At 69.2% G+C, this 21,751-nt stretch carries 20 protein-coding genes; 5 read left to right on the forward strand and 15 right to left on the reverse strand.

Going from position 1 to position 21,751, the window contains the following annotated elements:
- Window positions 1-166: 166 nt before the first annotated feature.
- The 5 genes from ACFYWS_RS21010 to ACFYWS_RS21030 form a co-directional block, all read right to left on the reverse strand.
- On the reverse strand, window positions 167-1,438 hold the full coding sequence (locus ACFYWS_RS21010) for a beta-ketoacyl-[acyl-carrier-protein] synthase family protein (protein ID WP_389278600.1): 1,272 nt from the start codon (window positions 1,436-1,438) through the stop codon (window positions 167-169).
- 86 nt (window positions 1,439-1,524) lie between these two features.
- Window positions 1,525-1,773: an acyl carrier protein gene (locus ACFYWS_RS21015; RefSeq protein WP_018530896.1), complete on the reverse strand. Its 249-nt coding sequence runs from the start codon at window positions 1,771-1,773 to the stop codon at window positions 1,525-1,527.
- A 73-nt stretch (window positions 1,774-1,846) separates the two neighbouring features.
- On the reverse strand, window positions 1,847-2,878 hold the full coding sequence (locus tag ACFYWS_RS21020) for a ketoacyl-ACP synthase III (RefSeq protein WP_389278603.1): 1,032 nt from the start codon (window positions 2,876-2,878) through the stop codon (window positions 1,847-1,849).
- Between the two features lie 18 nt (window positions 2,879-2,896).
- The gene (locus ACFYWS_RS21025) at window positions 2,897-3,823 is read right to left on the reverse strand and encodes an ACP S-malonyltransferase (RefSeq protein ID WP_389278606.1); all 927 of its coding nucleotides are present in this window, start codon (window positions 3,821-3,823) and stop codon (window positions 2,897-2,899) included.
- Between the two features lie 89 nt (window positions 3,824-3,912).
- Window positions 3,913-5,142 carry a PucR family transcriptional regulator gene (locus ACFYWS_RS21030; protein WP_389278609.1) on the reverse strand — a complete coding sequence of 410 codons (1,230 nt, stop codon included), beginning with the start codon at window positions 5,140-5,142 and terminating at the stop codon, window positions 3,913-3,915.
- Between the two features lie 85 nt (window positions 5,143-5,227).
- Here ACFYWS_RS21030 and ACFYWS_RS21035 point away from each other — a divergent pair, with 85 nt between their 5' ends.
- Window positions 5,228-5,893: a pirin family protein gene (locus ACFYWS_RS21035; protein WP_389278612.1), complete on the forward strand. Its 666-nt coding sequence runs from the start codon at window positions 5,228-5,230 to the stop codon at window positions 5,891-5,893.
- Between the two features lie 69 nt (window positions 5,894-5,962).
- Here ACFYWS_RS21035 and ACFYWS_RS21040 read toward each other — a convergent pair whose 3' ends face one another.
- Both ACFYWS_RS21040 and ACFYWS_RS21045 read right to left on the reverse strand, forming a co-directional pair.
- A complete protein-coding gene (locus tag ACFYWS_RS21040; RefSeq protein ID WP_389278615.1) occupies window positions 5,963-6,772 on the reverse strand; it encodes a serine hydrolase domain-containing protein in 810 nt (269 codons plus the stop codon).
- Between the two features lie 30 nt (window positions 6,773-6,802).
- Entirely contained in the window at window positions 6,803-7,270 is a 468-nt protein-coding gene (locus ACFYWS_RS21045; RefSeq protein WP_389278618.1) for a GNAT family N-acetyltransferase, read from the reverse strand.
- Window positions 7,271-7,365: 95 nt separating this feature from the next.
- On the opposite strand from ACFYWS_RS21045, the gene ACFYWS_RS21050 reads away from it, so the two are divergent.
- A complete protein-coding gene (locus tag ACFYWS_RS21050) occupies window positions 7,366-7,839 on the forward strand; it encodes a MerR family transcriptional regulator (RefSeq protein ID WP_389278621.1) in 474 nt (157 codons plus the stop codon).
- Between the two features lie 344 nt (window positions 7,840-8,183).
- On the opposite strand, the gene ACFYWS_RS21055 is transcribed toward ACFYWS_RS21050, so the two are convergent.
- From ACFYWS_RS21055 to ACFYWS_RS21085, 7 genes are all read right to left on the reverse strand, one after another.
- A complete protein-coding gene (locus ACFYWS_RS21055; RefSeq protein ID WP_389278624.1) occupies window positions 8,184-9,413 on the reverse strand; it encodes an acyltransferase in 1,230 nt (409 codons plus the stop codon).
- Entirely contained in the window at window positions 9,410-10,540 is a 1,131-nt protein-coding gene (locus ACFYWS_RS21060; protein WP_389278627.1) for an alpha/beta hydrolase, read from the reverse strand. Before ACFYWS_RS21060 ends, ACFYWS_RS21055 begins: the two co-directional genes overlap by 4 nt.
- A 152-nt stretch (window positions 10,541-10,692) precedes the next feature.
- Window positions 10,693-11,370, reverse strand: a complete 678-nt coding sequence (locus ACFYWS_RS21065; protein ID WP_389278630.1) for a response regulator — start codon at window positions 11,368-11,370, stop codon at window positions 10,693-10,695.
- 15 nt (window positions 11,371-11,385) lie between these two features.
- The gene (locus ACFYWS_RS21070; RefSeq protein ID WP_389278633.1) at window positions 11,386-12,762 is read right to left on the reverse strand and encodes a sensor histidine kinase; all 1,377 of its coding nucleotides are present in this window, start codon (window positions 12,760-12,762) and stop codon (window positions 11,386-11,388) included.
- A gap of 80 nt (window positions 12,763-12,842) precedes the next feature.
- Window positions 12,843-13,721 carry a DUF4429 domain-containing protein gene (locus tag ACFYWS_RS21075; RefSeq protein ID WP_389278636.1) on the reverse strand — a complete coding sequence of 293 codons (879 nt, stop codon included), beginning with the start codon at window positions 13,719-13,721 and terminating at the stop codon, window positions 12,843-12,845.
- A 76-nt stretch (window positions 13,722-13,797) separates the two neighbouring features.
- On the reverse strand, window positions 13,798-15,009 hold the full coding sequence (locus tag ACFYWS_RS21080; protein ID WP_389278639.1) for an alpha/beta hydrolase: 1,212 nt from the start codon (window positions 15,007-15,009) through the stop codon (window positions 13,798-13,800).
- Window positions 15,010-15,126: 117 nt separating this feature from the next.
- Window positions 15,127-15,768: a TetR/AcrR family transcriptional regulator gene (locus tag ACFYWS_RS21085; protein WP_389278641.1), complete on the reverse strand. Its 642-nt coding sequence runs from the start codon at window positions 15,766-15,768 to the stop codon at window positions 15,127-15,129.
- Between the two features lie 110 nt (window positions 15,769-15,878).
- Between ACFYWS_RS21085 and ACFYWS_RS21090 the strand changes: the two genes are divergently transcribed.
- The 3 genes from ACFYWS_RS21090 to ACFYWS_RS21100 all read left to right on the forward strand — a co-directional run bounded on the left by ACFYWS_RS21090 (window position 15,879) and on the right by ACFYWS_RS21100 (window position 18,510).
- On the forward strand, window positions 15,879-17,489 hold the full coding sequence (locus ACFYWS_RS21090; protein WP_389278644.1) for an MFS transporter: 1,611 nt from the start codon (window positions 15,879-15,881) through the stop codon (window positions 17,487-17,489).
- A 214-nt stretch (window positions 17,490-17,703) separates the two neighbouring features.
- Window positions 17,704-18,078, forward strand: a complete 375-nt coding sequence (locus ACFYWS_RS21095; RefSeq protein ID WP_389278647.1) for a peptidase inhibitor family I36 protein — start codon at window positions 17,704-17,706, stop codon at window positions 18,076-18,078.
- A 120-nt stretch (window positions 18,079-18,198) separates the two neighbouring features.
- Window positions 18,199-18,510, forward strand: a complete 312-nt coding sequence (locus ACFYWS_RS21100; protein ID WP_389278650.1) for a small hydrophobic protein — start codon at window positions 18,199-18,201, stop codon at window positions 18,508-18,510.
- 127 nt (window positions 18,511-18,637) lie between these two features.
- Here the strand turns inward: ACFYWS_RS21100 and aceE are convergent, their stop codons facing one another.
- Complete coding sequence (aceE, locus tag ACFYWS_RS21105; RefSeq protein WP_389278653.1) at window positions 18,638-21,385, reverse strand: pyruvate dehydrogenase (acetyl-transferring), homodimeric type; 2,748 nt, start codon at window positions 21,383-21,385, stop codon at window positions 18,638-18,640.
- Between the last annotated feature and the right edge of the window lie 366 nt (window positions 21,386-21,751).

The raw sequence follows: 21,751 nt of genomic DNA on the forward strand, positions 1-21,751 counted from the left end.
TGGTGCGCGCTGAGGGGAGAGTCGCCCACGGGGCGCGGGGAACTGCGCAAACCCACAGCGGATCCGCACCCGCAAACACCAGCCATGCCACACACATACGCACGCGAAAACGAAGTGGGCCCGCCCAGTACCCCTGGGCGGGCCCACTCCCACGTTCAGCGGAGCGTCAGATCGTGCGGAAGGCCAACACCACATTGTGCCCACCGAAGCCGAACGAGTCGTTCAGCGCGGCGATCCGGCCGTCGACCGGCAGCTTGCGTGCCTCGCCGCGGACGACGTCGGCGGTGCCCTCTGCCTCCGGGTCGAGGTTCTCGACGTTGATCGTCGGCGGAGCCAGGCGGTTGTACAGCGCGAGCACCGACGCCACGGACTCGACACCACCGGCGCCGCCGAGCAGATGCCCGGTCATCGACTTGGTGCCGGAGACGGCGAAGTGGTCGGCGTCGTCACCGAACACCTTGCGCAGCGCCTTCAGCTCGGCGATGTCACCGGCGGGCGTCGACGTCGCGTGCGCGTTGACGTGAACGATCTCGGTCGGGTTCAGGTCGGTGTTGTCCAGCAGGTTCTGCAGGGCGTGCGCGATGCCGCGGCCCTCCGGCTCCGGCTGCACGATGTCGTGGCTGTCGGCGGAGATGCCCTGGCCGACCGCCTCCGCGTAGACGCGGGCGCCGCGCGCGGCGGCGTGCTCGGCCGACTCCAGGATGATGACACCCGCGCCCTCACCGAGGACGAACCCGTCCCGGGCCGTGTCGTAGGGGCGCGACGCACCCTGCGGGTCGTCGTTGTTCTTGGACATCGCCATCATGTTGCCGAACGCGGCGATCGGCAGCGGGTGGATGGCCGCCTCCGTGCCACCACAGACGACGACGTCGGCGCGGCCGGTGCGGATCATCTCGATGCCGTAGCCGATGGCCTCGGCGCCCGAGGCGCAGGCGGACACCGGCGTGTGCACACCCGCACGGGCGTTCACGGCCAGGCCCACGTTGGCCGAAGGGCCGTTGGGCATCAGCATCGGCACGGTGTGCGGGGAGACGCGGCGTACGCCCTTCTCCTTCAGCACGTCGTACTGGTCGAGGAGCGTGGTCACACCGCCGATACCGGACGCGATGACGGCGCCCAGACGGTCGGGGTCGACACTCGGGTCGTCGCCCGCCTTGTCGGTGAAACCGGCGTCGGCCCACGCTTCCTTGGCCGCGATCAGCGCGAACTGAGCGGAACGGTCCAGCTTGCGGGCCTGCGGGCGGGGAATGACCTCGCCCGGCTCCACGGCGACCGGCGCCGCGATGCGGACCGCCTGGTCGGCGGCCCACTCCTGCTCGAGGGGCTTGACGCCGGAACGTCCGGCGACCAGTCCCTCCCAGGTGGATGTCGCGTCGCCACCCAGCGGTGTGGTTGCGCCGATACCGGTGACGACCACGGTGCGATTGGTCGAGCTCACAGGAATTCTTTCTCCAACGGATCCGAGGGATTCAGCGGCGCCACCGCCGGGTGGCGGAGCGACTGACCTTGGGCTGAGGCTGTGGCTCAGGCCTGGTGGTCGAGGATGTACTTCGTGGCGTCGCCGACGGTCTTGAGGTTCTTGACGTCGTCGTCCGGGATCTTGACGTCGAAGCGCTCTTCGGCGGCGACGACGACCTCGACCATGGACAGCGAGTCGACGTCCAGGTCATCGGTGAAGGACTTGTCCAGCTGGACGTCCTCGGTGGGGATCCCGGCGATCTCGTTCACGATCTCGGCGAGACCGGCGACGATCTCTTCCTGAGTGGCGGCCATTGTGGCGCTCCTTCGGTGTGTATCCAGAGGGTGTGGCGGCAGCTGTACGGATCCGAAGATCCGGACGAGTTGCCTAGGGGAGGGTAACGACCGTGGCGGCGTACACGAGACCCGCCCCGAAGCCGATGACGAGCGCGGTGTCGCCGCTCTTCGCCTCGCCGGTCGCCAGAAGCCGCTCCATCGCGAGCGGAATCGAGGCAGCCGACGTGTTGCCGGTGGTGCGGATGTCACGGGCGACCGTGACATGCTCCGGCAGTTTCAGAGTCTTCACCATCGAGTCGATGATCCGCTCGTTGGCCTGGTGGGGAATGAAGACATCCAGGTCGTCCGGGTTGATCCCGGCCGCGTCCAGCGCCTGCTGGGCGACCTTCGCCATCTCGAACACGGCCCAGCGGAACACCGCCTGGCCCTCCTGCGTGATCGCAGGGAACTTGACGTTGCCCTGGGAGTCCAGCGGCAGCTGCGAGACATCTCCCACGTGGAACTCGTTCCACGGCACGGTCTGCTTGATGGTGCCGGCCTTGTCGCCCTCGGAGCCCCACACGGTCGGGCCGATCTCGGGCTCCTGGGACGGGCCGACGATCACGGCACCGGCACCGTCACCGAACAGGAAGGCCGTCGCACGGTCCTCCAGGTCGGTCAGGTCGGACAGCCGCTCAACGCCGATGACAAGTACGTACTCGGCACTGCCCTCGACGATCATGCCCTTGGCGAGCGTGAGGCCGTAGCCGAAGCCGGCGCAGCCCGCGGAGATGTCGAACGCGGCGGCCTTGTCCGTACCGAGCTTGTCCGCGATCTCCGTTGCGATCGCCGGCGTCTGCGCGAAGTGCGAGACGGTCGACACGACCACGGAGCCGATCTGCTCCGGCCGGATGCCGGCGTTCGCGATGGCCTTGCCGGACGCCTCGACCGACATCATCGCCACGGTCTCCTCGTCACTGGCCCAGTGACGGGTGGCGATGCCGGAGCGCGAGCGGATCCACTCGTCGGACGAGTCGATCGTCTCGAGGATCACCTCGTTCGGCACGACCCGGGTCGGACGGTAGCCACCGACGCCGAGGATGCGCGCGTACGGGGCACCCTTGCTGGGCTTGATCTTCGACATGCTGCTCGGATCTCCTTGTCAGGCCGTGGCTGCTGCGGCTACTTCGGCGATCAGGGCGCGGGCTGCGTCGAGGTCGTCGGGGGTCTTCAGGGCGAGGGTCTTGACGCCGGGGAGCGCGCGCTTGGCGATCCCGGTGAGGGTGCCGCCCGGGCACACCTCGATGAGCGCGGTCACGCCGAGCTCCTGGAACGTCTCCATGCACAGATCCCAGCGGACAGGGTTCGCGACCTGCCCGACCAGACGGGAGACCACCTCGGCGCCCGTCGAGACGGCCTTGCCGTCCTTGTTCGACACGTACGCCACCGTGGGGTCGGCCGGAGCCAGCTCCTTGGCGGCCTCCTCCAGCTTCGTCACGGCCGGGGCCATGTGCCGGGTGTGGAACGCGCCCGCCACCTTCAGCGGCACCACGCGGCGCACCCCCTCGGGCTTGTCGGCCTCAAGGGCGGCCAGCTCCTCCAGCGTGCCGGCGGCCACGATCTGGCCCGCGCCGTTCACGTTCGCCGGCGTCAGGCCCAGCTTCTCCAGATGCTGCACGGTGACCTCGGGGTCGCCGCCGAGCAGCGCCGACATCCCGGTCTCCGTGATCGCCGCGGCCTCCGCCATGGCCAGACCACGCGTGCGCACGAGCTTCAGCGCGGTGGCCTCGTCGAGCACCCCCGCGAACGCCGCGGCGGTGATCTCACCGACGCTGTGCCCCGCCACGGCGCCCGGCGCGACATCGCCGAGCGCGGAGGCCGAGAGCAGCCCGGCCGCGACAAGGAGCGGCTGGGCCACGGCCGTGTCACGGATCGCGTCCGCGTCGGCCTGCGTGCCGTAGTGGGCAAGGTCGAGGCCGATGGCGTCGGACCACGCGGCAACGCGGTCCGCGGCACCGGGGAGTTCGAGCCAGGGAGTCAGGAAGCCGGGCGTCTGGGCGCCTTGGCCGGGAGCGACGAGTACGAGCACTCTCACACTCTCTCTTGGGGACGGGTCGGGCCGCCGGTGGGGACAGGGACGAAGAACCGAAGGGGGAATTGTAGACCCCCGACAAAAGCCTACGACTGGGGATCGGCCTCGGCCAGACGCCCCAGGATGAGGGCGATGCGCAGGGTGAACGCCGAGCGGACATCCGAGGGCGACCACCCGGTGACGTCGGTCACACGTCGAAGCCGGTAGCGGACGGTATTCGGATGCACGAACAGCATCCGGGCCGCGCCCTCCAGACTGCTTGCTTGTTCCAGGTAGACGCTGAGCGTCTCGAGGAGCGCCGAGCCGGCCTCTTCGAGCGGTCTGTAGATCTCCTCCACCAACTGGTCCCGCGCGGCGGGGTCTCCCGCGATCGCGCGCTCCGGAAGCAGATCGTCCGCCAGAACGGGACGCGGAGCGTCCTGCCAAGCGCTGCACGCCTTGAGCCCGGCGGCCGCGGCCTGGGCGGACCGCGTGGCGGCCAACAGGTCCGGCACCACGGGCCCGGCCACCACGGGTCCCGCGGCGAACGGCCCGATCAGCGACTTCGCCACGGCCAGCGGATTGTCGCTGCCACCCGCGATCACCACGAGCCGGTTCCCGAGCACCCCGGTCAGGACCTGCAGCTTGGAGTGGCGCGAGGCCCGCCGGATCGCCTCCACCGTCAGCTCGCTGTCCCCGTCGGGCGCCGTGCCGAGCACCACGCACACGTGCTCGGGGGAGTTCCAGCCGAGCGCCGCGGCCCGGCTGATCGCGCCCTCGTCGGCCTCCCCGGACAGGACGGCGTTCACCACGAGCGACTCGAGCCGCGCGTCCCAGGCGCCCCGCGCCTCCGCGGCCTGCGCGTACACCTGAGCGGTCGCGAACGCGATCTCCCGCGCGTACACGAGCAGCGCCTCCCGCAGCACGCTCTCGTCTCCGGGCGCCGCCACCTCGTCGATGGCGGACTCCATGACCTCGATCGTGGTGCGCACCATCTCCACGGTCTGGCGCAGCGTGATCGCCCGCGTCAACTCCCGGGGCGCGGTGCCGAACACATCCGTCGAGATGGCCTGCGGGGCGTCCGGGTGCCGGAACCACTCGGTGAACGCGGCGATACCCGCCTGCGCCACCAGACCGATCCACGACCGGTTCTCCGGAGGCATCGCCCGGTACCAGGGCAACGTCTCGTCCATGCGCGTAATCGCCTGCGCGGCAAGTGCCCCGGACGACTTCTCCAGGCGCTTCAGGGTCGCCGAGTGCGGGTGAGGCTCCGCGGGGCCGCCTGGACGGTCCGCTGGTTCGTTCGCTGAGGGCTGCTCTGATTCCGATTGGGGCACGGGGACAAGACTGCCTTATCGGGACGCCTCAGCGGAGTGGAGGGTCCGAGGTGAGCCCGTCGAAAGGCCGGAAACGAGGACTACCGTGTACCGCGTGATTGATGTACGCCGCTCCGGCGACCGATACCCCGGCGGTGAACCCGAGGAGGGGATCGAATCCCTCCACGCGTTCTCCTTCGGCCCGCACTACGACCCGGACAACCTGCGCTTCGGTGCCATCCTCGCCTGCAACGAGGAACGCCTCGCGCCGGGCGCCGGCTTCGACGAACACCCCCACAGCCACACGGAGATCGTCACCTGGGTCGTCACCGGTGAACTCACCCACCGCGACTCCACCGGCCACGAGTCCGTGGTCCGCCCCGGCGACGTTCAGCGCCTCAGCTCCGGCGGCGGCGTCCGCCACGTCGAACGCAACGACGGCGTCGAGCCCCTCACCTTCGTACAGATGTGGCTCGCCCCCGTCGACCCGGGAGGCGACCCGGTGTACGAGGTGGTGCACGGCATCGCGGACTCCACCCCCTACGACGTTCCCGCGGCGGGAGCCATGCTGCACGTCCGGCGCCTGGCGGCGGGCGAGCGAGGGGAGGTTCCGGCCGCCCCCCATGTCTACGTCCACGTGGTACAGGGCGAAGTGCGGCTCGGCGACGCGGGGTTGGCAGAGGGGGACGCCGCCCGCATCACCGCGGAGACCGACATCGAGGTGCTGGCGTCGACAGACGCGCAGCTGCTGATCTGGGAGATGGGCGGGTGATTCGGGGCGGGTGAACCGGGGCGGGTGACCCGCCCCGGGTGGCCGGTCCCGGACATCCGGAGCTCGGGGTCAGAGCTCCGCGAGCACCGCGTCGGTGAACGGCGGCCACACCTCGGCCGCCCACGGCCCGAACGCCCGATCCGTCAGCGCCACACAGGCCACCCCGGCATCCGGGTCCACCCACAGGAACGTGCCCGCCTGCCCGAAGTGCCCGAACGTCCGCGGCGACGACGAACTCCCCGTCCAGTGCGGCGACTTGTGGTCCCGGATCTCGAAGCCGAGGCCCCAGTCGTTCGGGTTCTGGTGCCTGTACCCCGGAAGCACGCCCTTCGTACCCGGGTACTGCACCGTCATGGCCTCGGCCACGGTCCGCGGGTCCAGCAGTCGAGGCGCCTGCACCTCGGCGGCGAACCGCACCAGGTCGTCCACCGTCGACACACCGTCCTTGGCGGGTGATCCATCGAGCGCTGTCGACGTCATCCCCAGCGGTTCGAGCACGGCCTGGCGCAGGTACTCCCCGAACGCAATGTCCGTCGCCTTCGCGATGTGGTCCCCGAGCACCTCGAAGCCCGCGTTCGAGTACAGCCGCCGGGTTCCCGGCTCGGACGTCGTCCTGTGCTCGTCGAAGGCGAGACCGCTGGTGTGCGCCAGCAGATGCCGGACCGTAGCGCCCTCGGGGCCCGCCGGCTCGTCGAGCTCGATCGCCCCTTCCTCGTACGCGACCAGTGCCGCGTAGGCCGCGAGCGGCTTGGTGACCGAGGCCAGCGGGAAGCGGTGGGCCGTGGGTCCGTGCGCCCCCAGCACCGTGCCGTCCGCACGGACGACGGCTGCTGCGGCGGTCGGTACCGGCCAGTTCTCGATCAACGCGAGGCTCTGCATGCCTACGAGCCTAATTCCTCGCCGACGGCGTCAGAGAGTCAGCCTCATCGCGGGCGCGGGAGTGCGAGCGAAGCCGAGGGAGGAGTACAGGGGCTCACCCTCGACGGAGGCGTGCAGGTCGATGCGGCGCACGGCCCGCTCCTTGAACCAGGCCAGCAGCGCATCCATGCAGGCCCGTGAGTAGCCGCGGCGTCGGTACGCGGGATCGGTGCAGACATTGAAGACGTGCCCCGACGTGCCCTCGGGGTTTCCGGGACCGCCCAGACTGAGGTTGACCGTGCCGGTCGCACAGGCTGCGAGCGTGCCTGGAACATCCGGCGCCTCGACCACGAACACCGCCAACGGGCCCTCCCCATCGGCCAGATGAGACCGCAGCGCCCGCGCCGTGTACGGCTGCCACTCCAGATCGTCGCTCGGTCTCATCGCGTCCAGCATGATCTTGCGCAGGCGGACCAGTTCCTCGGCGTCAGCAGGCGTGGCGCGGCGTACGGCAGTCATGGCCCGCACCGTAACCGGGCCGTCTTCGAGGTGTCGCTCCGATTTCCCGTGCCGTGCTTGCTTGGAGTGCACTCCAAGGTTCTAGCGTGGGGCCCATGACGGTGATGGAGACCACGCCCCGGTCCCGCGCGGCGACCCGGAAGACCGACAACTGCGCCTCGGCGCCCCCCTCACACCCCCGCCCGGAGGGCCAGGACCGCTACACCATCAGCGAGGTCGTCGCCCTCACCGGACTGACCGCCCACACCTTGCGCTGGTACGAGCGGATCGGCCTGATGCCCGACGTCGACCGCTCGCACACCGGGCAGCGCCGCTACAGCAACCGTGATCTGGACTGGCTGGCGCTCGTCGGCAAGCTCCGGCTCACCGGGATGCCGGTGGCCGACATGGTGCGCTACGCCGAGCTGGTGCGCCGGGGCGAGCAGACCTTCGACGAGCGCAGGGAGCTGCTCGAAGCGACCCGCCGCGACGTCCTGAACCGGGTGGCGGAGCTGCAGGACACCCTGGCCGTACTCGACTACAAGATCGACCATTACGCGGGCGCCCGACCGGCACCGGAGAGGGCGTGAACCGCGTGAGCAGCACGGAGCGGACGCCGCGGGCGGGCGAACAGCGGCGCATTTCCACTGTTGAGTTGGAAAACAACGGGCCCGTGGTGGGCATTCAGAGCGTCGGCCGCATGGGTGAACAAGTTCGCCATCGGATCCGATCCGAGCGCCCCGTACAAACGCGCCATCCGTAACGACCCCGCCTCATCGTGCTCACCGACGAGGAGGCGAGGAACGGACACGCCTCGAACCGATCGCCGCCAAGGTCTCGGGAGACCGGTACGCGGACATGACCTCCACAGCGGCCGGCTGCGAGTAGCCGGGCAGCCCACCGGGGCGATCCCGGCTTGTGGGGCCGGTGTTTCTCACGCCAGCCCCAGCGCGAACACCGCGAACCCGGCGGCGAGCAGCCCCGCCAGCGCTCGGCGCCCCCGGCTCACCCGCTTCCACGGTGACTCGAAGCCCCGCGCATAGCGGCCTATCAGGACGAGCAGAGTCGCGAACAGCGGTAGCCACGCAAGGCGGATCGCTATCCAGGCGAGCGTGTCCGGTGCCGTCGTGAGGCCCGGTATCGCTCCGGCGAAGGAGCCGGGTATCGCCGCCGCGAGCAGCGCCGTCTGGTGCCAGCACAGGATGGTCATCGCCGACAGGTTGATGATCACGACCGGTGCCCACAGCGCCGGGCGGCGCAGCACCTTGGCCAGGCGGTCCCGTACGAGTATCGCCGCGCCACTCTGTGCGGCCGCGAGGGCGAGGACCAGCAGCGACGGCGGGTGCGAGTTCGTCCGCGCCTCGCCCGGCACCCCGACCATCGACGCCGGGTAGTGGAAGAGCAGCAACAAGGCCGCGAACAGAGCCGTCCCACCGATGAGCAGTGCCCAGGCGCCCCGCCTTCCGAGCTTCTTCTCGCCCCAGCAGACGCCGAGTTGATAGGCGAACATCCAGCCCGGAAGGAGATTGAGCAGGCTCAGCCACGACGGCATGTCCGAGGAGAAGGGGCCGTACCGGAGGAAGTCGACGGCGGCGACAGAGCCGATCAGTGGGACCGCGGACCAGGCGCCGAGCCTGTGTGCCGCCTTGATGCACCACGGTGTGAGTGCGGTGATCACGGTGTAGATGCCGACGAACCACAGGGGCTGTATCACCAGGGTGGAGGCTGTACGCAACGTCGCCATGGGCACCCCGAGGACGTACAGCACGGGGGCCATCGCGGCCCACACCGCGGTCACGCCCAGCACGGGCCGGCCCAGACGGGCCAGCCTGCCTCGCAGCCAGCCGCCCGTCGACGTGCCACGCTCCCGCGCCCGCCGGAACGACAGGACCGACGCGTATCCGCCGACGAGGAAGAAGACTCCGAGCATCTGCAACACCCAGCTGAGGGGCGCAAAGAAGCCGAAGCTGCTCAGCGGGCTCGCATTGTGCAGGGCCCCCTGCGGGTTCAGCGTGAATCCTGCGAGCAGCCAGTGGCCGGTGGGTACGGCGAGCAGGGCCAACGCCCGCAGCCCGTCCACTGCCCGATCCCGGTGGCCCGGGGTCTTCGCGTCGATCGAGGCGATGGCCGAGGACACGGACGTGCGAAGAGAGGTGGAGGTCATGACGCGGCTCCGGTGGCGATGTCGGCGAAGGCGCTCAGCGAGTCCGTGCCCGGCGCGAAGTAGCCCGTATGTCCCTGGGCTCGTTCGGCAGGCACCCGCCGGGCCCCGAAGGACGGGTCTGTCGGGTCCGTTCCGTGCCCAAGGCCGAACAGCTCGACGTTCGGCACCTTGCCGATCCAGTCGCCGTCGTCCCGGGCCGCCCACACCCTGGCGCGGGTGTGCAGTTCGGCCACCGAGTCGGCACGCAGTCCGGGGGAACCGAGGGCCACAAGGTCCGCTGCGGGAAGCCGGGACGCGGCGAGCCCGCACACCACCGACCCGTAGCTGTGGCAGAAGACCGTGGGCTTCGGGGCACCCGCCGCGGTGAGGCCCTGCGCGAAGCGGGCCAGCCTGGGGGCTCCCGCCTCGGCGAGTCGGCCTGTGGCCGCATCCGGGCCCAGACCCACCGGAGTGGTGTATCCGGCCCACGCCACCACGGCCGTCTGCCCGCCCGTCGCCCGGTGCAGGGAGCGCGCCATCCCGGCCGGTGTCCCGTACACATCCCTGGCCCGGTCGAACGTGCCCAGGTCGATATCGGAACCCGGCACGATCACGGAGACATGCCGAGCCGCCTCCAGGTCCCCGTAGACCTCGGCGACCTGGCCGCGTCCACGGGGGTCGAAGGCGAGTATCCGGCGGTCATGCGCGAGCAGTTGGGAGCAGCGCTCGGCGAGCGCACGCGCCGAGGTCCGCTGTTTCTCGGTAAGCGTTCGGTCCTTGGCGTCGGCGCGGGCCCGGTCCAGCTCTGCCCGCAGCGACAGCGCGTTCGCCTCGTACCGCAGAGCGATCGGGGCTCCGTCCAGATTGCCGACGACCGACGGGTGTCGCGCGACCAGATCGTGCTGCTCCGCTCCGCTCAACCCGCTGAAAAACGAAGCGACTTGAGAAGGCCGTGCCGTCGCGGGATCAGGCAGTCCGCGACCCAGCGAATCGTCCGCGCGCCACGAAGCGGTGCCCGGGGGAGGGCCGGTGAGCGGGCGCTGTTCCTGGCCCGATGCCCAACCCACCGTGCCGGACACGGCGATTGCCGTGAGCGCGGCGGCTGCCACGGCGCGCCGGCCGCGTTGTTTCCAAGAGCTCAGGCCCATCGCCCATCTCCCCTTCGTCCAGTGGTGTGACGAGGGGAAGGTAGGAGGACGGACGCGGCTGGGACGTCACACTGCGGAGCCAACTAGCCGTTGATACCTGGGTACTCGGCCTGATACCGCAGTAGGGGGTCGGACGCCTCGGGAGCGGCGGGTCACCGGTCGCCGGGTGCGACAAGACCCGATTCATACGCGAAGATCACGGCCTGCGCCCGGTCGCGCAGGTCCAACTTCGCCAGCACACGGCCGATATGGGTCTTCACCGTCTGCTCGGCCAGCACCAGCTTCTGCGCGATCTCCTGGTTGGACAGTCCGCGCGCGATCAGCTCGAGAACCTCGGCCTCACGCGGTGTCAGGCTCTTCAGCAGCGGAGAGTGGCTCTTGCGATGCGCGGAGCGGGTCTTGGCGAAGTCCTCGATGAGACGCTTGGTGACCGTCGGAGCGAGCAGTGCCTCACCGGCCGCGATCACACGCACCGCGGCGATGAGATCGGCCGGTGGCGCGTCCTTGAGCAGAAACCCGGAAGCACCCGCCCGCAGCGCGGCGTACACATAGTCGTCGACGTCGAATGTGGTGAGCATCAGCACCTTCGGCCTGTGCACCACGCCGGGCGGTGGGTCCAACAGTTCCTGGGCCGCGGCCAGCCCGTCCATCTCGGGCATCCGCACGTCCATGAGAACGACATCGGGATGCGTGGAGCGGCTCACCTGGACGCCCTCCCTGCCGTCCGGGGCCTCGCCCACGACGTCGATGTCGCTCTGCGCGTTGAGCAGCGCGGCGAAGCCCGCCCGCACCATGCTCTGGTCGTCGACGATGATCACGCGGATGGTCATGCGTGCCGAATTCCTTTATGCCGTCGGGGAGTCGGGCACGGTCAACGGGAGCCGGGCCGCGACACGGAAACCTCCGTCGGGCAGCGGCCCCACGTCCAGCGTGCCGCCGACCAACCGTACGCGCTCGTTCATCCCTATCAGCCCGTGTCCGGTACCGGCGGTCGATTCGACGGGCGAGACCGGTTCCGCGGCCGGCCCGTTGACCACGACCACCAGCAGGGCGTCGCCGTCGAGGCCGATCGAGACCTGAGTCCGCGCACCCGGAGCGTGCCGCACCACGTTCGACAACGCCTCCTGCACGATGCGGTACGCGGAGAGGTCCACCGCCGGGGGTACCTGGGCCAGTTCCTCGACGAGCGTCAGTTCCGGAGAGGACAGTTCGGCAGGCACCCCGCCTCGTACGGTCGCCGCGACCAGTTGGCGCAGGTGCGCGAGGCCGGGCTGCGGTACCAGGTCGCCCTGCGTCTCCTCGCTGCGCAGGACCGCGAGGAGACGGCGCATCTCGGTCAGTGACGCGCGCGCACCCGTGGCGATCGACTCGAACTCCTCGCGCGCCTCGCCGGGCAGGTCCTGGAGCCTGTAGGGCGCGGAGTCCGCCTGCACGGTGATCACCGACATGTGGTGGGCGACGACGTCGTGCAGCTCGCGCGCGATCCTGGCCCGCTCCTCGAGCAGCGTTCTGCGGGTCCGCTCGGCCTCGCTGATCGTCTCCTGCACGACGAGCTTGCGTCTGGTCTCGCCGCGCTCCCGCAGCAGGGCACCCAGGAGCAGCACACCACCGCTCAGGACGATGAGGAGCACCCCCGTGTCCTGGCTGGTGCTGTCGCGGAAGATGCCGACCGCGATGCTGGCGGCGACTGTGACCAGCCAGATGTTGATGAGAGTGCGACGGCTCTCTCGCAGAGCCAGCGCGATGCACAGCACCAGGTACGCGACGATCACCGTGGGTGTCCACGGCGATGGATGGTGCGCGTCCCCCTGGAAGAGCGGGATCGTGCCCAGCACAGCCGCGGTGATCATGATGTACCAGGCGGCCAGCGGCCGGCTCACCGCGAGGACCAGAGGAGCGGACTGGGCCACGCCGATGGCCGCGGCGAGGCCACCGCCGACCCCGTAGGTGTTCGCCAGAACCTGGGTCGTGACCGGAATCAGCGACGCGGTGAAGCCCAGCGCGATCAGATAGGGCAGCAGCCGCATCCAACGGCGGGGCGCGTGCGCCAGCAGGGGTTCCGACCGGTCGTCGCCCAGAGCCGCGGTCAGCGTCGCCCCGGCCGAGGCCAGCCGGTCGCCCAGCCCACGCACTGTTCCGGCCATGCGCCGAGAGCCCGCCCCGCCGGAACCGTCGTCTGGCGGGCGGGGCGTCTTCTCGGGGGATGAGGGTGCGGTGCTCATGGCCAGATCAGCGTAGACACACGAGCCCGATCGCGCCGTCATACCGGAGTGCTCAACCACACCCCTACCCAGGTATGAGGTCACAGCTCGGCGAGCAGCTCGGCCTTCTTCGACGTGAACTCCGCATCGGTCACCAGACCCGCCTGGTGCAGTTCGCCCAGGTGTCGGATGCGGTCGGCGATGTCAGCGGGATCTCGCCTTCCGGGGCCCGCCGACTCGGTGCACAACGTCCCGCCCTGTGGCGGCGCGGGGCCGGACGCCCGCACGGCCGCCAGCACCGAGGCGGCGAACGGCAGCGACTCGTGCACCGGACCGTAGCCAAGGCCGAAGACGACCGCGGCCGGATCCTGGTCCGCCTGACCGGGCTGCTCCCCGGAGACGTCCCGGGGCAGCAGGCGCAGATGGCCCTCGAAAAGTTCGGGCGAGCGCCATTCGACGCCGCTCAGGTCCGAGATCGGGAACGTCTTGTCCCCGGCCTTCCACTTCGCGGAAGACGCCCCGGTCCAGAACCAGCGGAAGGCCACCGAGTCTCCGTCGAAGGTGGCCTTCCCGTCGTAGGCCTTGAACTGGCGGGGCGCCTCGGGAGGCGCCACCAGATAGCCCTCCGGACGCGTGTCGTCGTGGTCGGAGAGCTTCGCCCGCAGCTCGTCCGCGTAGTACTCGCCGAGCGTCTCCCGCTCGGCGGGCAGCACGAGGCGGTACGGGTCGCTGCCCTCCTTGAGCTGACCCGCGGCAGCGTCCATCAGGGGGTCCGCGCCCGGCCGCGGCACCGCGTGCAGCACGACGGTCCCGCGTTTCCCAGGCGTCAGGGTCACCGCCGCGACCGCTTCCAGAGGGATGCGGCGTTCGCCCAGCGCCTGAAGGAGCTTCGGCGTGCGGATCCCCCGTTCGAAGCGGATGAGCACGGAGTCGGACTCGAACTCCCAGGCGGCATGAAATCCGGCCAGTACGTCACCCATGTGGCTCATCGTAGGCGGAGCGCGCGTCTCCGTCGCCTATCGCGTCAGACCGCTGTTTCAGCACTTTCTACGCGCGTCAGGCGGAGACGTTCCCGGAGAAACCGTCCAGGCAGCCCTGACCTCCGCCGGCACAGTGCACTGTCTTGTACCCGCCGGTGCCGATGTCGGCGAAGTTGGCGAGGCTCTCCGTGCCCGGCACGAAGTAGCCGGTGTGGCCCTTGGAGTCGCCTGCCGCCATGACGCGCGCGCCGAAGGCGGAGGAGACGGGATCCGCTCCGTGGCCGAGCCCGCCCACCTCCATGTAGGGAATGTCCTGGATCCAGTCGTCCCTGTCGCGGGTGGCCCACACGCGCGCGTGCGTGTCCAGGCCCGCTGCGCTCTGGGCGCGCATGCCGGGACTGCCCGCCACCGCGATGTCACTGACCCGGCCCGGCATGCGGTGCGCCGCGACGCCGCACACCACCGAGCCGTAGCTGTGGCAGTACAAGGCGACGGAAGACCGGCCGGGCAGACCGCGAAGCATGGCGTTGAGCCGCACCGCTCCGTCCTCGGCGCGCATCGCCGTGGCGGCGTCCACACCCAGGCCGGCCGGCGCGGTGTAGTCGGCCCACGCGACGACCGCGGTACGCGTGTGCGGGCTGGCGCTGCGCTCGGCGCCGTGCAGGGAGCGCGCCATGCCCACGGGCGCCGAGTACTGGCGGGACGTGCGCTCAAAGGTGAGCACGTTCGTGTCGACACCAGGCACCACCACGGACACCCGCTGGGCCTTGTCGAGGTCACCGAAGACCTCGGCGACCCGGCCGGCGCCCAAGGGGTCGAAGGAGAGGATCTCGCGATCGGGCTTCGCCAGGGACGCGAACCGGTTCATCCGCTTCTTCGCGTCGGCGTGACCGACGGACGACAACCGTTTGTCGTACATGCGTCTGTGCTCGACCTGGCGGGCCTGGTCGAGCGCGAGGCGGTTGGCGCGATAACGCAGCTCTACAGGGGCACCGTTCATGTTGCCGACCGCGAGCGGGTACCGGGAGGCGAGCTCGCCGCGCTGGTGCGCGCTCAGTGAGCCGAAGAAATGCGCGAGGCGGGTGGGGGAGCCGTCGGGCGCGGGCAGTGCATGTCCGTTTATCCGGCCGTGCTCCCAAGCGGTGAGCGCGGTCTGGAGCGGCGATGTGACGCCTCGCTGATGGCGCACCGCGGTCCAGCCGGTGGTGGCCAGCATGACGAACACGACGACCAGCGCAAGCAGTGCGCGCCAGACGTTGAGTTGGGGAGAGGTATCGAAGGAAGTCACTGCGGGACACCCTAGAAGAAGCGCATGCGGCACCGTGAATGAGGTGAGGCGGATCACGTTTCGTCTGGTGTATTTGGGTAAAACCGGACACGGTTGCAATGGTGGCCTCACACTGCGTCATCCCTGGTCGCGGCGCCATTTCCCGGCCAATGAAGGCCTCAAATGATCCAGGTACGACTCGGTGAGCGCGCGGATCGATTCGATGCTCGCATCCTCTCCCGCACCCCACAGGCGTCCGGTCATCCGCATGACGCCACCGAACGCGGCGACGGCCACGCGCGGGCGCGGGTCGCTCTCCACATCGAGGCCCTCGCGTTCGGCGACCACGCGCGCGAGCTCCTCTTCCAGCTCGATGGAGCGACGCAAGTGAACGGCGAGCAGGGAGGGGGTGGACTCGATCATCCGGTAGGTGCGCATGTGGAGTTCGAGCGGGATGAGCTCCTCCACGACGCGGCTCATCGCGTCCCATGTGCCGAGCACGGTCCGCCGCAGCGCCTCGAACGGGCTTTCCTTTAGGGGGCGTTCACGCAGCGCGGCGATGAATCGGGACTCCACCGTCTGCTGCACCGCGAGCGCGACCTCCTCCTTGTTCGCGAAATACCGGAAGAACGTGCGCTGGGACACCTCGCAGGCCTCGGTGATCTCGTCGACCGTCGTCAGGTCGAACCCCTGGGTGGTGAAGAGCTCAAGTGCGGTGCGCAACAAGGAGTTTCGTGTGCGTTGCTTCTTGAGTTCGCGCAGGTTGATTCGATCCGTCATGGTCCTCTTTCTTGCTGTTTGGGCAGCTCACCATAGTGTGAGCGACGTGACAGTTACTGACTTGTTAAATGGTTCGTCAACTGTCAGTAGCTGTCATTAGCCTCGAACGCATGACTAGTCAGACCACTGTCGACAAGGCGGACCGGGTCCCGGAGCCCGAGCACGTCCCGGCACCGGCCAAGGGGCTGCGCGGCCACCCCTGGTTGACACTCTTCTCCGTCGCGATCGGCGTCATGATGGTCGCCCTCGACGGCACCATCGTCGCCATCGCCAACCCGACTATTAAGAATGACCTCGGCGCGACCTTCGCCGACGTTCAGTGGATCACCAACGGCTACTTCCTCGCCCTCGCGGTCACGCTGATCACCGCGGGCAAGCTCGGTGACCGATTCGGCCACCGGCAGACCTTCCTCATCGGCGTCGTCGGCTTCGCCGCCGCGTCGGGGGCCATCGGCCTGTCCGACAGCATCGCCTTCGTCATCACCTTCCGCGTGCTCCAAGGCCTGTTCGGGGCACTGCTCATGCCTGCCGCGCTCGGCCTGCTGCGCGCCACGTTCCCCGCCGAGAAGCTGAACATGGCGATCGGCATCTGGGGCATGGTCATCGGCGCCTCGACCGCCGGCGGCCCGATCGTCGGCGGACTGCTCGTCGAGCACGTCAGCTGGCAGTCGGTCTTCTTCATCAACGTCCCCATCGGCGTCCTCGCCCTTGCCCTGGGGCTCTTCATCCTCTTGGACCACCGGGCAGAGAACGCGCCACGGTCCTTCGACGTCCCCGGCATCGTGCTGCTGTCCGGCGCGATGTTCTGCCTGGTCTGGGCGCTCATCAAGGCGCCGACGTGGGGCTGGGGCGACGGCATGACCTGGTCGTTCATCGCCGGTTCGGTGCTGTGCTTCGTGGTGTTCGCGCTCTGGGAGACCCGCGTCGCCGAACCGCTCATCCCGCTCGCCCTGTTCCGTTCCGTGCCGTTGTCGGCCGGTGTGGTCCTGATGGTGCTCATGGCCATCGCGTTCATGGGCGGTCTGTTCTTCGTGACGTTCTACCTGCAGAACGTGCACGGCATGAGCCCCGTCGAGAGTGGCATGCACCTGCTGCCGCTGACCGGCATGATGATCGTCGGCTCTCCGCTGGCGGGGGCGATGATCACGAAGTTCGGACCTCGCGTCCCGCTCGCCGGCGGCATGACGCTCACCGCGGCCGCCATGTACGGGATGTCCACGCTGGACGCGGGAACGGGCAGCGGGATCATGTCCCTCTGGTTCGCCCTGCTGGGGCTCGGCCTCGCGCCCGTGATGGTCGGAGCCACCGAAGTCATCGTGGGCAACGCCCCGTTGGAGCTCTCTGGCGTGGCCGGCGGACTCCAGCAGGCCGCGATGCAGATCGGCGGCAGCCTCGGCACCGCCGTGCTCGGCGCCGTCATGGCGTCCAAGGTCGACAGCGATCTCGCCGGGAACTGGACGGGTGCCGGGCTCCCGCCGCTCACGCACGACCAGCTGGGTCAGGCGTCCGAGGCGGTCCAGGTCGGTGTCGCGCCGGTGCCCCCGGGCGCCCCGCCGGCACTCGACGAGAAGATCACAGGCGTCGCGCAGGACACCTTCATCGCGGGCATGAGCATGGCCTGCCTGGTCGCCGCGGGCGTCGCCGTCGTCGCCATCCTCGTCGCGCTGCTGACCAAGCGCGGGGAGAACGCGGAGGCGGGTGCGGGCGCAGCGCACATCTGACAGTCGGCCACCGGCTCAGGTCGCGTGAAGCCACTCTTGTATCGCGCGAAACCGCTCGTGTGGGGGAAGCCCCCGGGAACTATCCGGGGGCTTTCGCTTATCAGGGTGACGTCCCTCGGTAGCCCTTCCCGGAACCAGATCTTCCGGGCCAGAGTGTCTGGAACGCGATCAGTCGCGAACGCAACTGGTCGACACGACACGGGGGTTGAATCACATGCGTACTTTCATGACCACGGCTGCCGCCGCGACCGCGCTCGCCGCGGTGGCGCTCTCTCCCGGCCTCGCCACCGCCGCGGCGCCACCGACCTTGGGTGACTGCGCGGCAGGGGAGCTGTGTCTCTGGGGCAAGGGCGGGTTCAAGGGGTCCCGGCATGCCTATGAGCTGGCCGACATCGACATCGAGAGCTGCGTCGCGCTGCCGAAGGGGAGCAGCGCGGCGTCCGTCGCCAACCGCACCGGCCGCCCCGTCACCACCTATCAATCCGCGGTGTGCGCGGAGACCGGGGAGTTCCAGACGTATCCCGGCAGCGGGACGTGGGAGCCCGAATCCCCTTACCGGGTCCGGGCGTTCAAGGTCTGGGAGCAATAGGGGCGCGGCAGGGACAGTGGAGTACCGCGCGCGATAGACCGCGGAAAGCGGGGGTACCCGAAGCATCGCCCGAGTCCGGAAGACCGGAAGAACCGGAGAACCGGAACAACTCAGGGAGTGATGATGGCGGGCTTCGGAAACACCACGCGCAAGCACCCCCGCTCACGTGGCCGCGCATGGTCACGGACCGGGCCGGACCGCGCGTCGCTTGGAATCATCGGCCTCATCTGCGCGATCGCCGGCTTCTTCACCCTGGGGATCGTGCTCGGACCGGTCGCCGTCGTCTGCGGTTGGCTGGCCATGGGCCGACGCTGGACCGGCACACAGTCGGTACCGGCACTCGTCGCGGTCGTGCTCGGTGCGATCGACACTCTCCTCGCGGTGGTCTGGCTCGCCTCTGCGGCCGGGCCGCTCGCGGGAGGAGCGTTCTGAGCGTGCCGCGGGACATGCCGGAGGGCGGCGAGGCCGAAGCTCTCGCCGCCCTCCGCCGACGCACCGATCAGGCACGCACCGATCAGGCACGCACCGATCAGGCACGCATCGTTCAGGCAGACATCGGTCAGGCGTCGCCCCCGGCCGCGCCGGGATCGGCGGCCGAGACATCGAGCAGCTGGTAGCGGTCGATCGCCTGCTTGAGGACCGAGCGGTCGACCTTGCCCTCCCGCGCCAACTCCGTGAGCACCCCGACCACAACAGATTGGGCGTCGATGTGGAAGAAGCGACGCGCGGCGCCCCGTGTGTCCGCGAAACCGAAACCGTCCGCACCCAGCGACTGGTACGTGCCGGGCACCCAGCGCGCGATCTGGTCCGGAACGGAGCGCATCCAGTCGGAGACCGCGACGAACGGCCCTTGAGCGCCGGACAGCTTCTGCGTGACGTAGGGCGTGCGCTGCTCCTCTTCTGGGTGCAGCAGGTTGTGGCGCTCCACTTCCACCGCCTCGCGGCGCAGTTCGTTCCACGACGTCGCGGACCAGACATCCGCCCGTACGTTCCAGTCCTGGGCGAGGATCTGCTGCGCCTCCAGCGCCCACGGGACGCCGACGCCCGACGCCAGGATCTGGGCGGGGATCGAGCCCGAAGTCCCGGTGCTGATGCGGTGGATGCCCTTGAGGATGCCCTCGACGTCGGCATCGGCCGGTTCGGCGGGGTGCTGGATCGGCTCGTTGTAGACGGTGAGGTAGTAGAAGACGTCCTCGCCCGCCTTGCCGTCGGCGGTCGGGCCGTACATCCGGCGCAGGCCCTCCTGGACGATGTACGCGATCTCGTAGGCGTACGCCGGGTCGTAGGCGACGCAGGCGGGGTTGGTCGAAGCGAGCAGCTGCGAGTGCCCGTCCGCGTGCTGGAGTCCTTCACCGGTCAGCGTCGTGCGGCCGGCGGTCGCACCGAGGACGAAGCCGCGCGCCAGCTGGTCGCCCATCTGCCAGAACTGGTCGCCGGTGCGCTGGAAACCGAACATCGAGTAGAAGACATAGACCGGGATCAGCGGCTCGCCGTGGGTCGCGTAGGCGGATCCGGCGGCGATCAGGGAGGCCGTGCAGCCCGCTTCCGAGATGCCGTCGTGCAGCATCTGGCCGGTGGTCGACTCCTTGTAGGCGAGCAGGAGTTCACGGTCGACGGACTCGTACTGCTGGCCGAGCGGGTTGTAGATCTTCGCGCTCGGGAAGAAGGAGTCCATGCCGAAGGTGCGGTACTCGTCGGGAGCGATCAGCACGAAGCGCTTGCCGATCTCCTTGTCCCGCATCAGGTCCTTGAGCAGCCGGACGAAGGCCATCGTGGTGGCGATCGACTGCTGCCCGGAGCCCTTCTTGACGCCCGCGTAGGCCTTGTCGTCCGGGAGCTGAAGGGGCTTCGCGCGCACGACACGGGTCGGGACGTACCCGTCCAGCGCCTTGCGGCGGTCGTGCATGTACTGGATCTCCTCGGAGTCCCGGCCGGGGTGGTAGTACGGCGGGGCGCCGCTCTCCAACTGCGCGTCGGTGATCGGGATGTGCAGCCGGTCGCGGAAGCCCTTGAGGTCGTCGACCGTCAGCTTCTTCATCTGGTGCGTGGCGTTGCGACCCTCGAAGTTCGGGCCGAGGGTCCAGCCCTTGACCGTCTGCGCCAGGATGACCGTCGGCTGACCCTTGTGCTCCCTGGCGGCCGTGAACGCGGCGAAGATCTTCTTGTGGTCGTGACCGCCGCGGCCCAGGTGCTGGATCTCCTTGTCGGTCATGTTCTCGACCATCGTGCGCAGCCGGTGGTCATCGCCGAAGAAGTGCTCGCGGATGTAGTCGCCGGTCTCCGTGGCGTACGTCTGGAACTGGCCGTCGGGCGTCGTGTTCAGCCTGTTGACCAGGACGCCGTCCCGGTCCTGCGCGAGCAGCGGGTCCCAACTGCGGTCCCAGACCAGCTTGATGACGTTCCAGCCGGCGCCGCGGAACTGGGACTCGAGCTCCTGGATGATCTTCCCGTTGCCGCGCACCGGGCCGTCGAGTCGCTGCAGGTTGCAGTTGACGACGAAGGTGAGGTTGTCGAGGCCCTCACGGGCGGCGATGGAGAGCTGGCCGAGGGACTCGGGCTCGTCCATCTCGCCGTCGCCGAGGAAGGCCCACACCTGCGACTTGGAGGTGTCGGCGATGCCGCGGGCCTCCATGTAGCGGTTCATCCGGGCCTGGAAGATCGCGCCGAGCGGGCCGAGGCCCATGGAGACGGTGGGGAACTCCCAGAAGTCCGGCATGAGGCGCGGATGCGGGTACGAGGACAGCCCGTTGGGCGCCTTCGACTTCTCCTGGCGGAAGCCGTCGAGCTGCTGCTCGCTGAGCCGGTCGAGCAGATAGGCGCGGGCGTAGATACCCGGAGAGGCGTGACCCTGGAAGAAGATCTGGTCTCCGCCGTCGCCCTCGTCCTTGCCGCGGAAGAAGTGGTTGAAGCCCACGTCGTACAGGGACGCGGAGGAGGCGAAGGTGGCGATGTGGCCGCCGACGCCGATGCCGGGCCGCTGAGCGCGGGACACCATCACCGCCGCGTTCCACCGCGTCGCGTTGAGGACCTTGCGCTCGATGTCCTCGTTGCCGGGGAAGAAGGGCTCGTCCTTGGTGGCGATCGTGTTGATGTAGTCCGTGCTGCGCATCTCGGGCACGGCCACGCGCTTCTCGCGGGCCCGCTCGATCAGCCGGAGCATCAGGTACCGGGCCCGCTCGCGGCCGCGCTCGTCGATTGCGGCGTCAAGAGAGTCGAGCCACTCCTGGGTCTCCTCGGGATCGAAGTCCGGGACCTGGCTGGGAAGACCGCCAATGATGATCGGGTTGCGATCGGATCCGGAAACCACGCTGTTCCTTCACTGTCGGTGATGCGACTGTTCCACTGTCGGGTGCGCCGTTGTCCATCGTGTACCTCGAATTCGGAATCGTCACCTCTACCGAGAGGTAATTCGAGGTCAGGTCCGCACCCCGTCGGCCGTTGCGCTCAAATCGCCACGATACGCCGATTTCGCTCAAGTGTTCCTTGAGGGGTGGCGGGCCCCGGTCGCACTGGGTGTCCGGGCAGTGACGGGCAAAACTGGCAGATCGATGTGGCATACATCACTGGCCAGCGGGGATCCTTGACAGGAGTTGCGGTGACACAGCCTGGAAAGTCACCGTTTTGGCGGTCTTGACGGCCGGGTACTTGCGCGATTCGTCGCGCACGTGTGGAC

Origin of the sequence: Streptomyces sp. NPDC002795, from assembly GCF_042888725.1 — a bacterium.
In the GTDB taxonomy this organism is placed as follows: Bacteria; Actinomycetota; Actinomycetes; order Streptomycetales; family Streptomycetaceae; genus Streptomyces.

What these genes read in the sequence shown, in the direction of transcription:
- ACFYWS_RS21015 (WP_018530896.1), bottom strand. Translation starts at nt 1,773, where the DNA reads ATGGCCGCCACTCAGGAAGAGATCGTCGCCGGTCTCGCCGAGATCGTG.
- ACFYWS_RS21020 (WP_389278603.1), bottom strand. Translation starts at nt 2,878, where the DNA reads ATGTCGAAGATCAAGCCCAGCAAGGGTGCCCCGTACGCGCGCATCCTC.
- ACFYWS_RS21040 (WP_389278615.1), bottom strand. Translation starts at nt 6,772, where the DNA reads ATGCAGAGCCTCGCGTTGATCGAGAACTGGCCGGTACCGACCGCCGCA.
- ACFYWS_RS21045 (WP_389278618.1), bottom strand. Translation starts at nt 7,270, where the DNA reads ATGACTGCCGTACGCCGCGCCACGCCTGCTGACGCCGAGGAACTGGTC.
- ACFYWS_RS21050 (WP_389278621.1), top strand. Translation starts at nt 7,366, where the DNA reads ATGACGGTGATGGAGACCACGCCCCGGTCCCGCGCGGCGACCCGGAAG.
- ACFYWS_RS21055 (WP_389278624.1), bottom strand. Translation starts at nt 9,413, where the DNA reads ATGACCTCCACCTCTCTTCGCACGTCCGTGTCCTCGGCCATCGCCTCG.
- ACFYWS_RS21060 (WP_389278627.1), bottom strand. Translation starts at nt 10,540, where the DNA reads ATGGGCCTGAGCTCTTGGAAACAACGCGGCCGGCGCGCCGTGGCAGCC.
- ACFYWS_RS21065 (WP_389278630.1), bottom strand. Translation starts at nt 11,370, where the DNA reads ATGACCATCCGCGTGATCATCGTCGACGACCAGAGCATGGTGCGGGCG.
- ACFYWS_RS21070 (WP_389278633.1), bottom strand. Translation starts at nt 12,762, where the DNA reads ATGAGCACCGCACCCTCATCCCCCGAGAAGACGCCCCGCCCGCCAGAC.
- ACFYWS_RS21075 (WP_389278636.1), bottom strand. Translation starts at nt 13,721, where the DNA reads ATGGGTGACGTACTGGCCGGATTTCATGCCGCCTGGGAGTTCGAGTCC.
- ACFYWS_RS21085 (WP_389278641.1), bottom strand. Translation starts at nt 15,768, where the DNA reads ATGACGGATCGAATCAACCTGCGCGAACTCAAGAAGCAACGCACACGA.
- ACFYWS_RS21090 (WP_389278644.1), top strand. Translation starts at nt 15,879, where the DNA reads ATGACTAGTCAGACCACTGTCGACAAGGCGGACCGGGTCCCGGAGCCC.
- ACFYWS_RS21095 (WP_389278647.1), top strand. Translation starts at nt 17,704, where the DNA reads ATGCGTACTTTCATGACCACGGCTGCCGCCGCGACCGCGCTCGCCGCG.
- ACFYWS_RS21100 (WP_389278650.1), top strand. Translation starts at nt 18,199, where the DNA reads ATGATGGCGGGCTTCGGAAACACCACGCGCAAGCACCCCCGCTCACGT.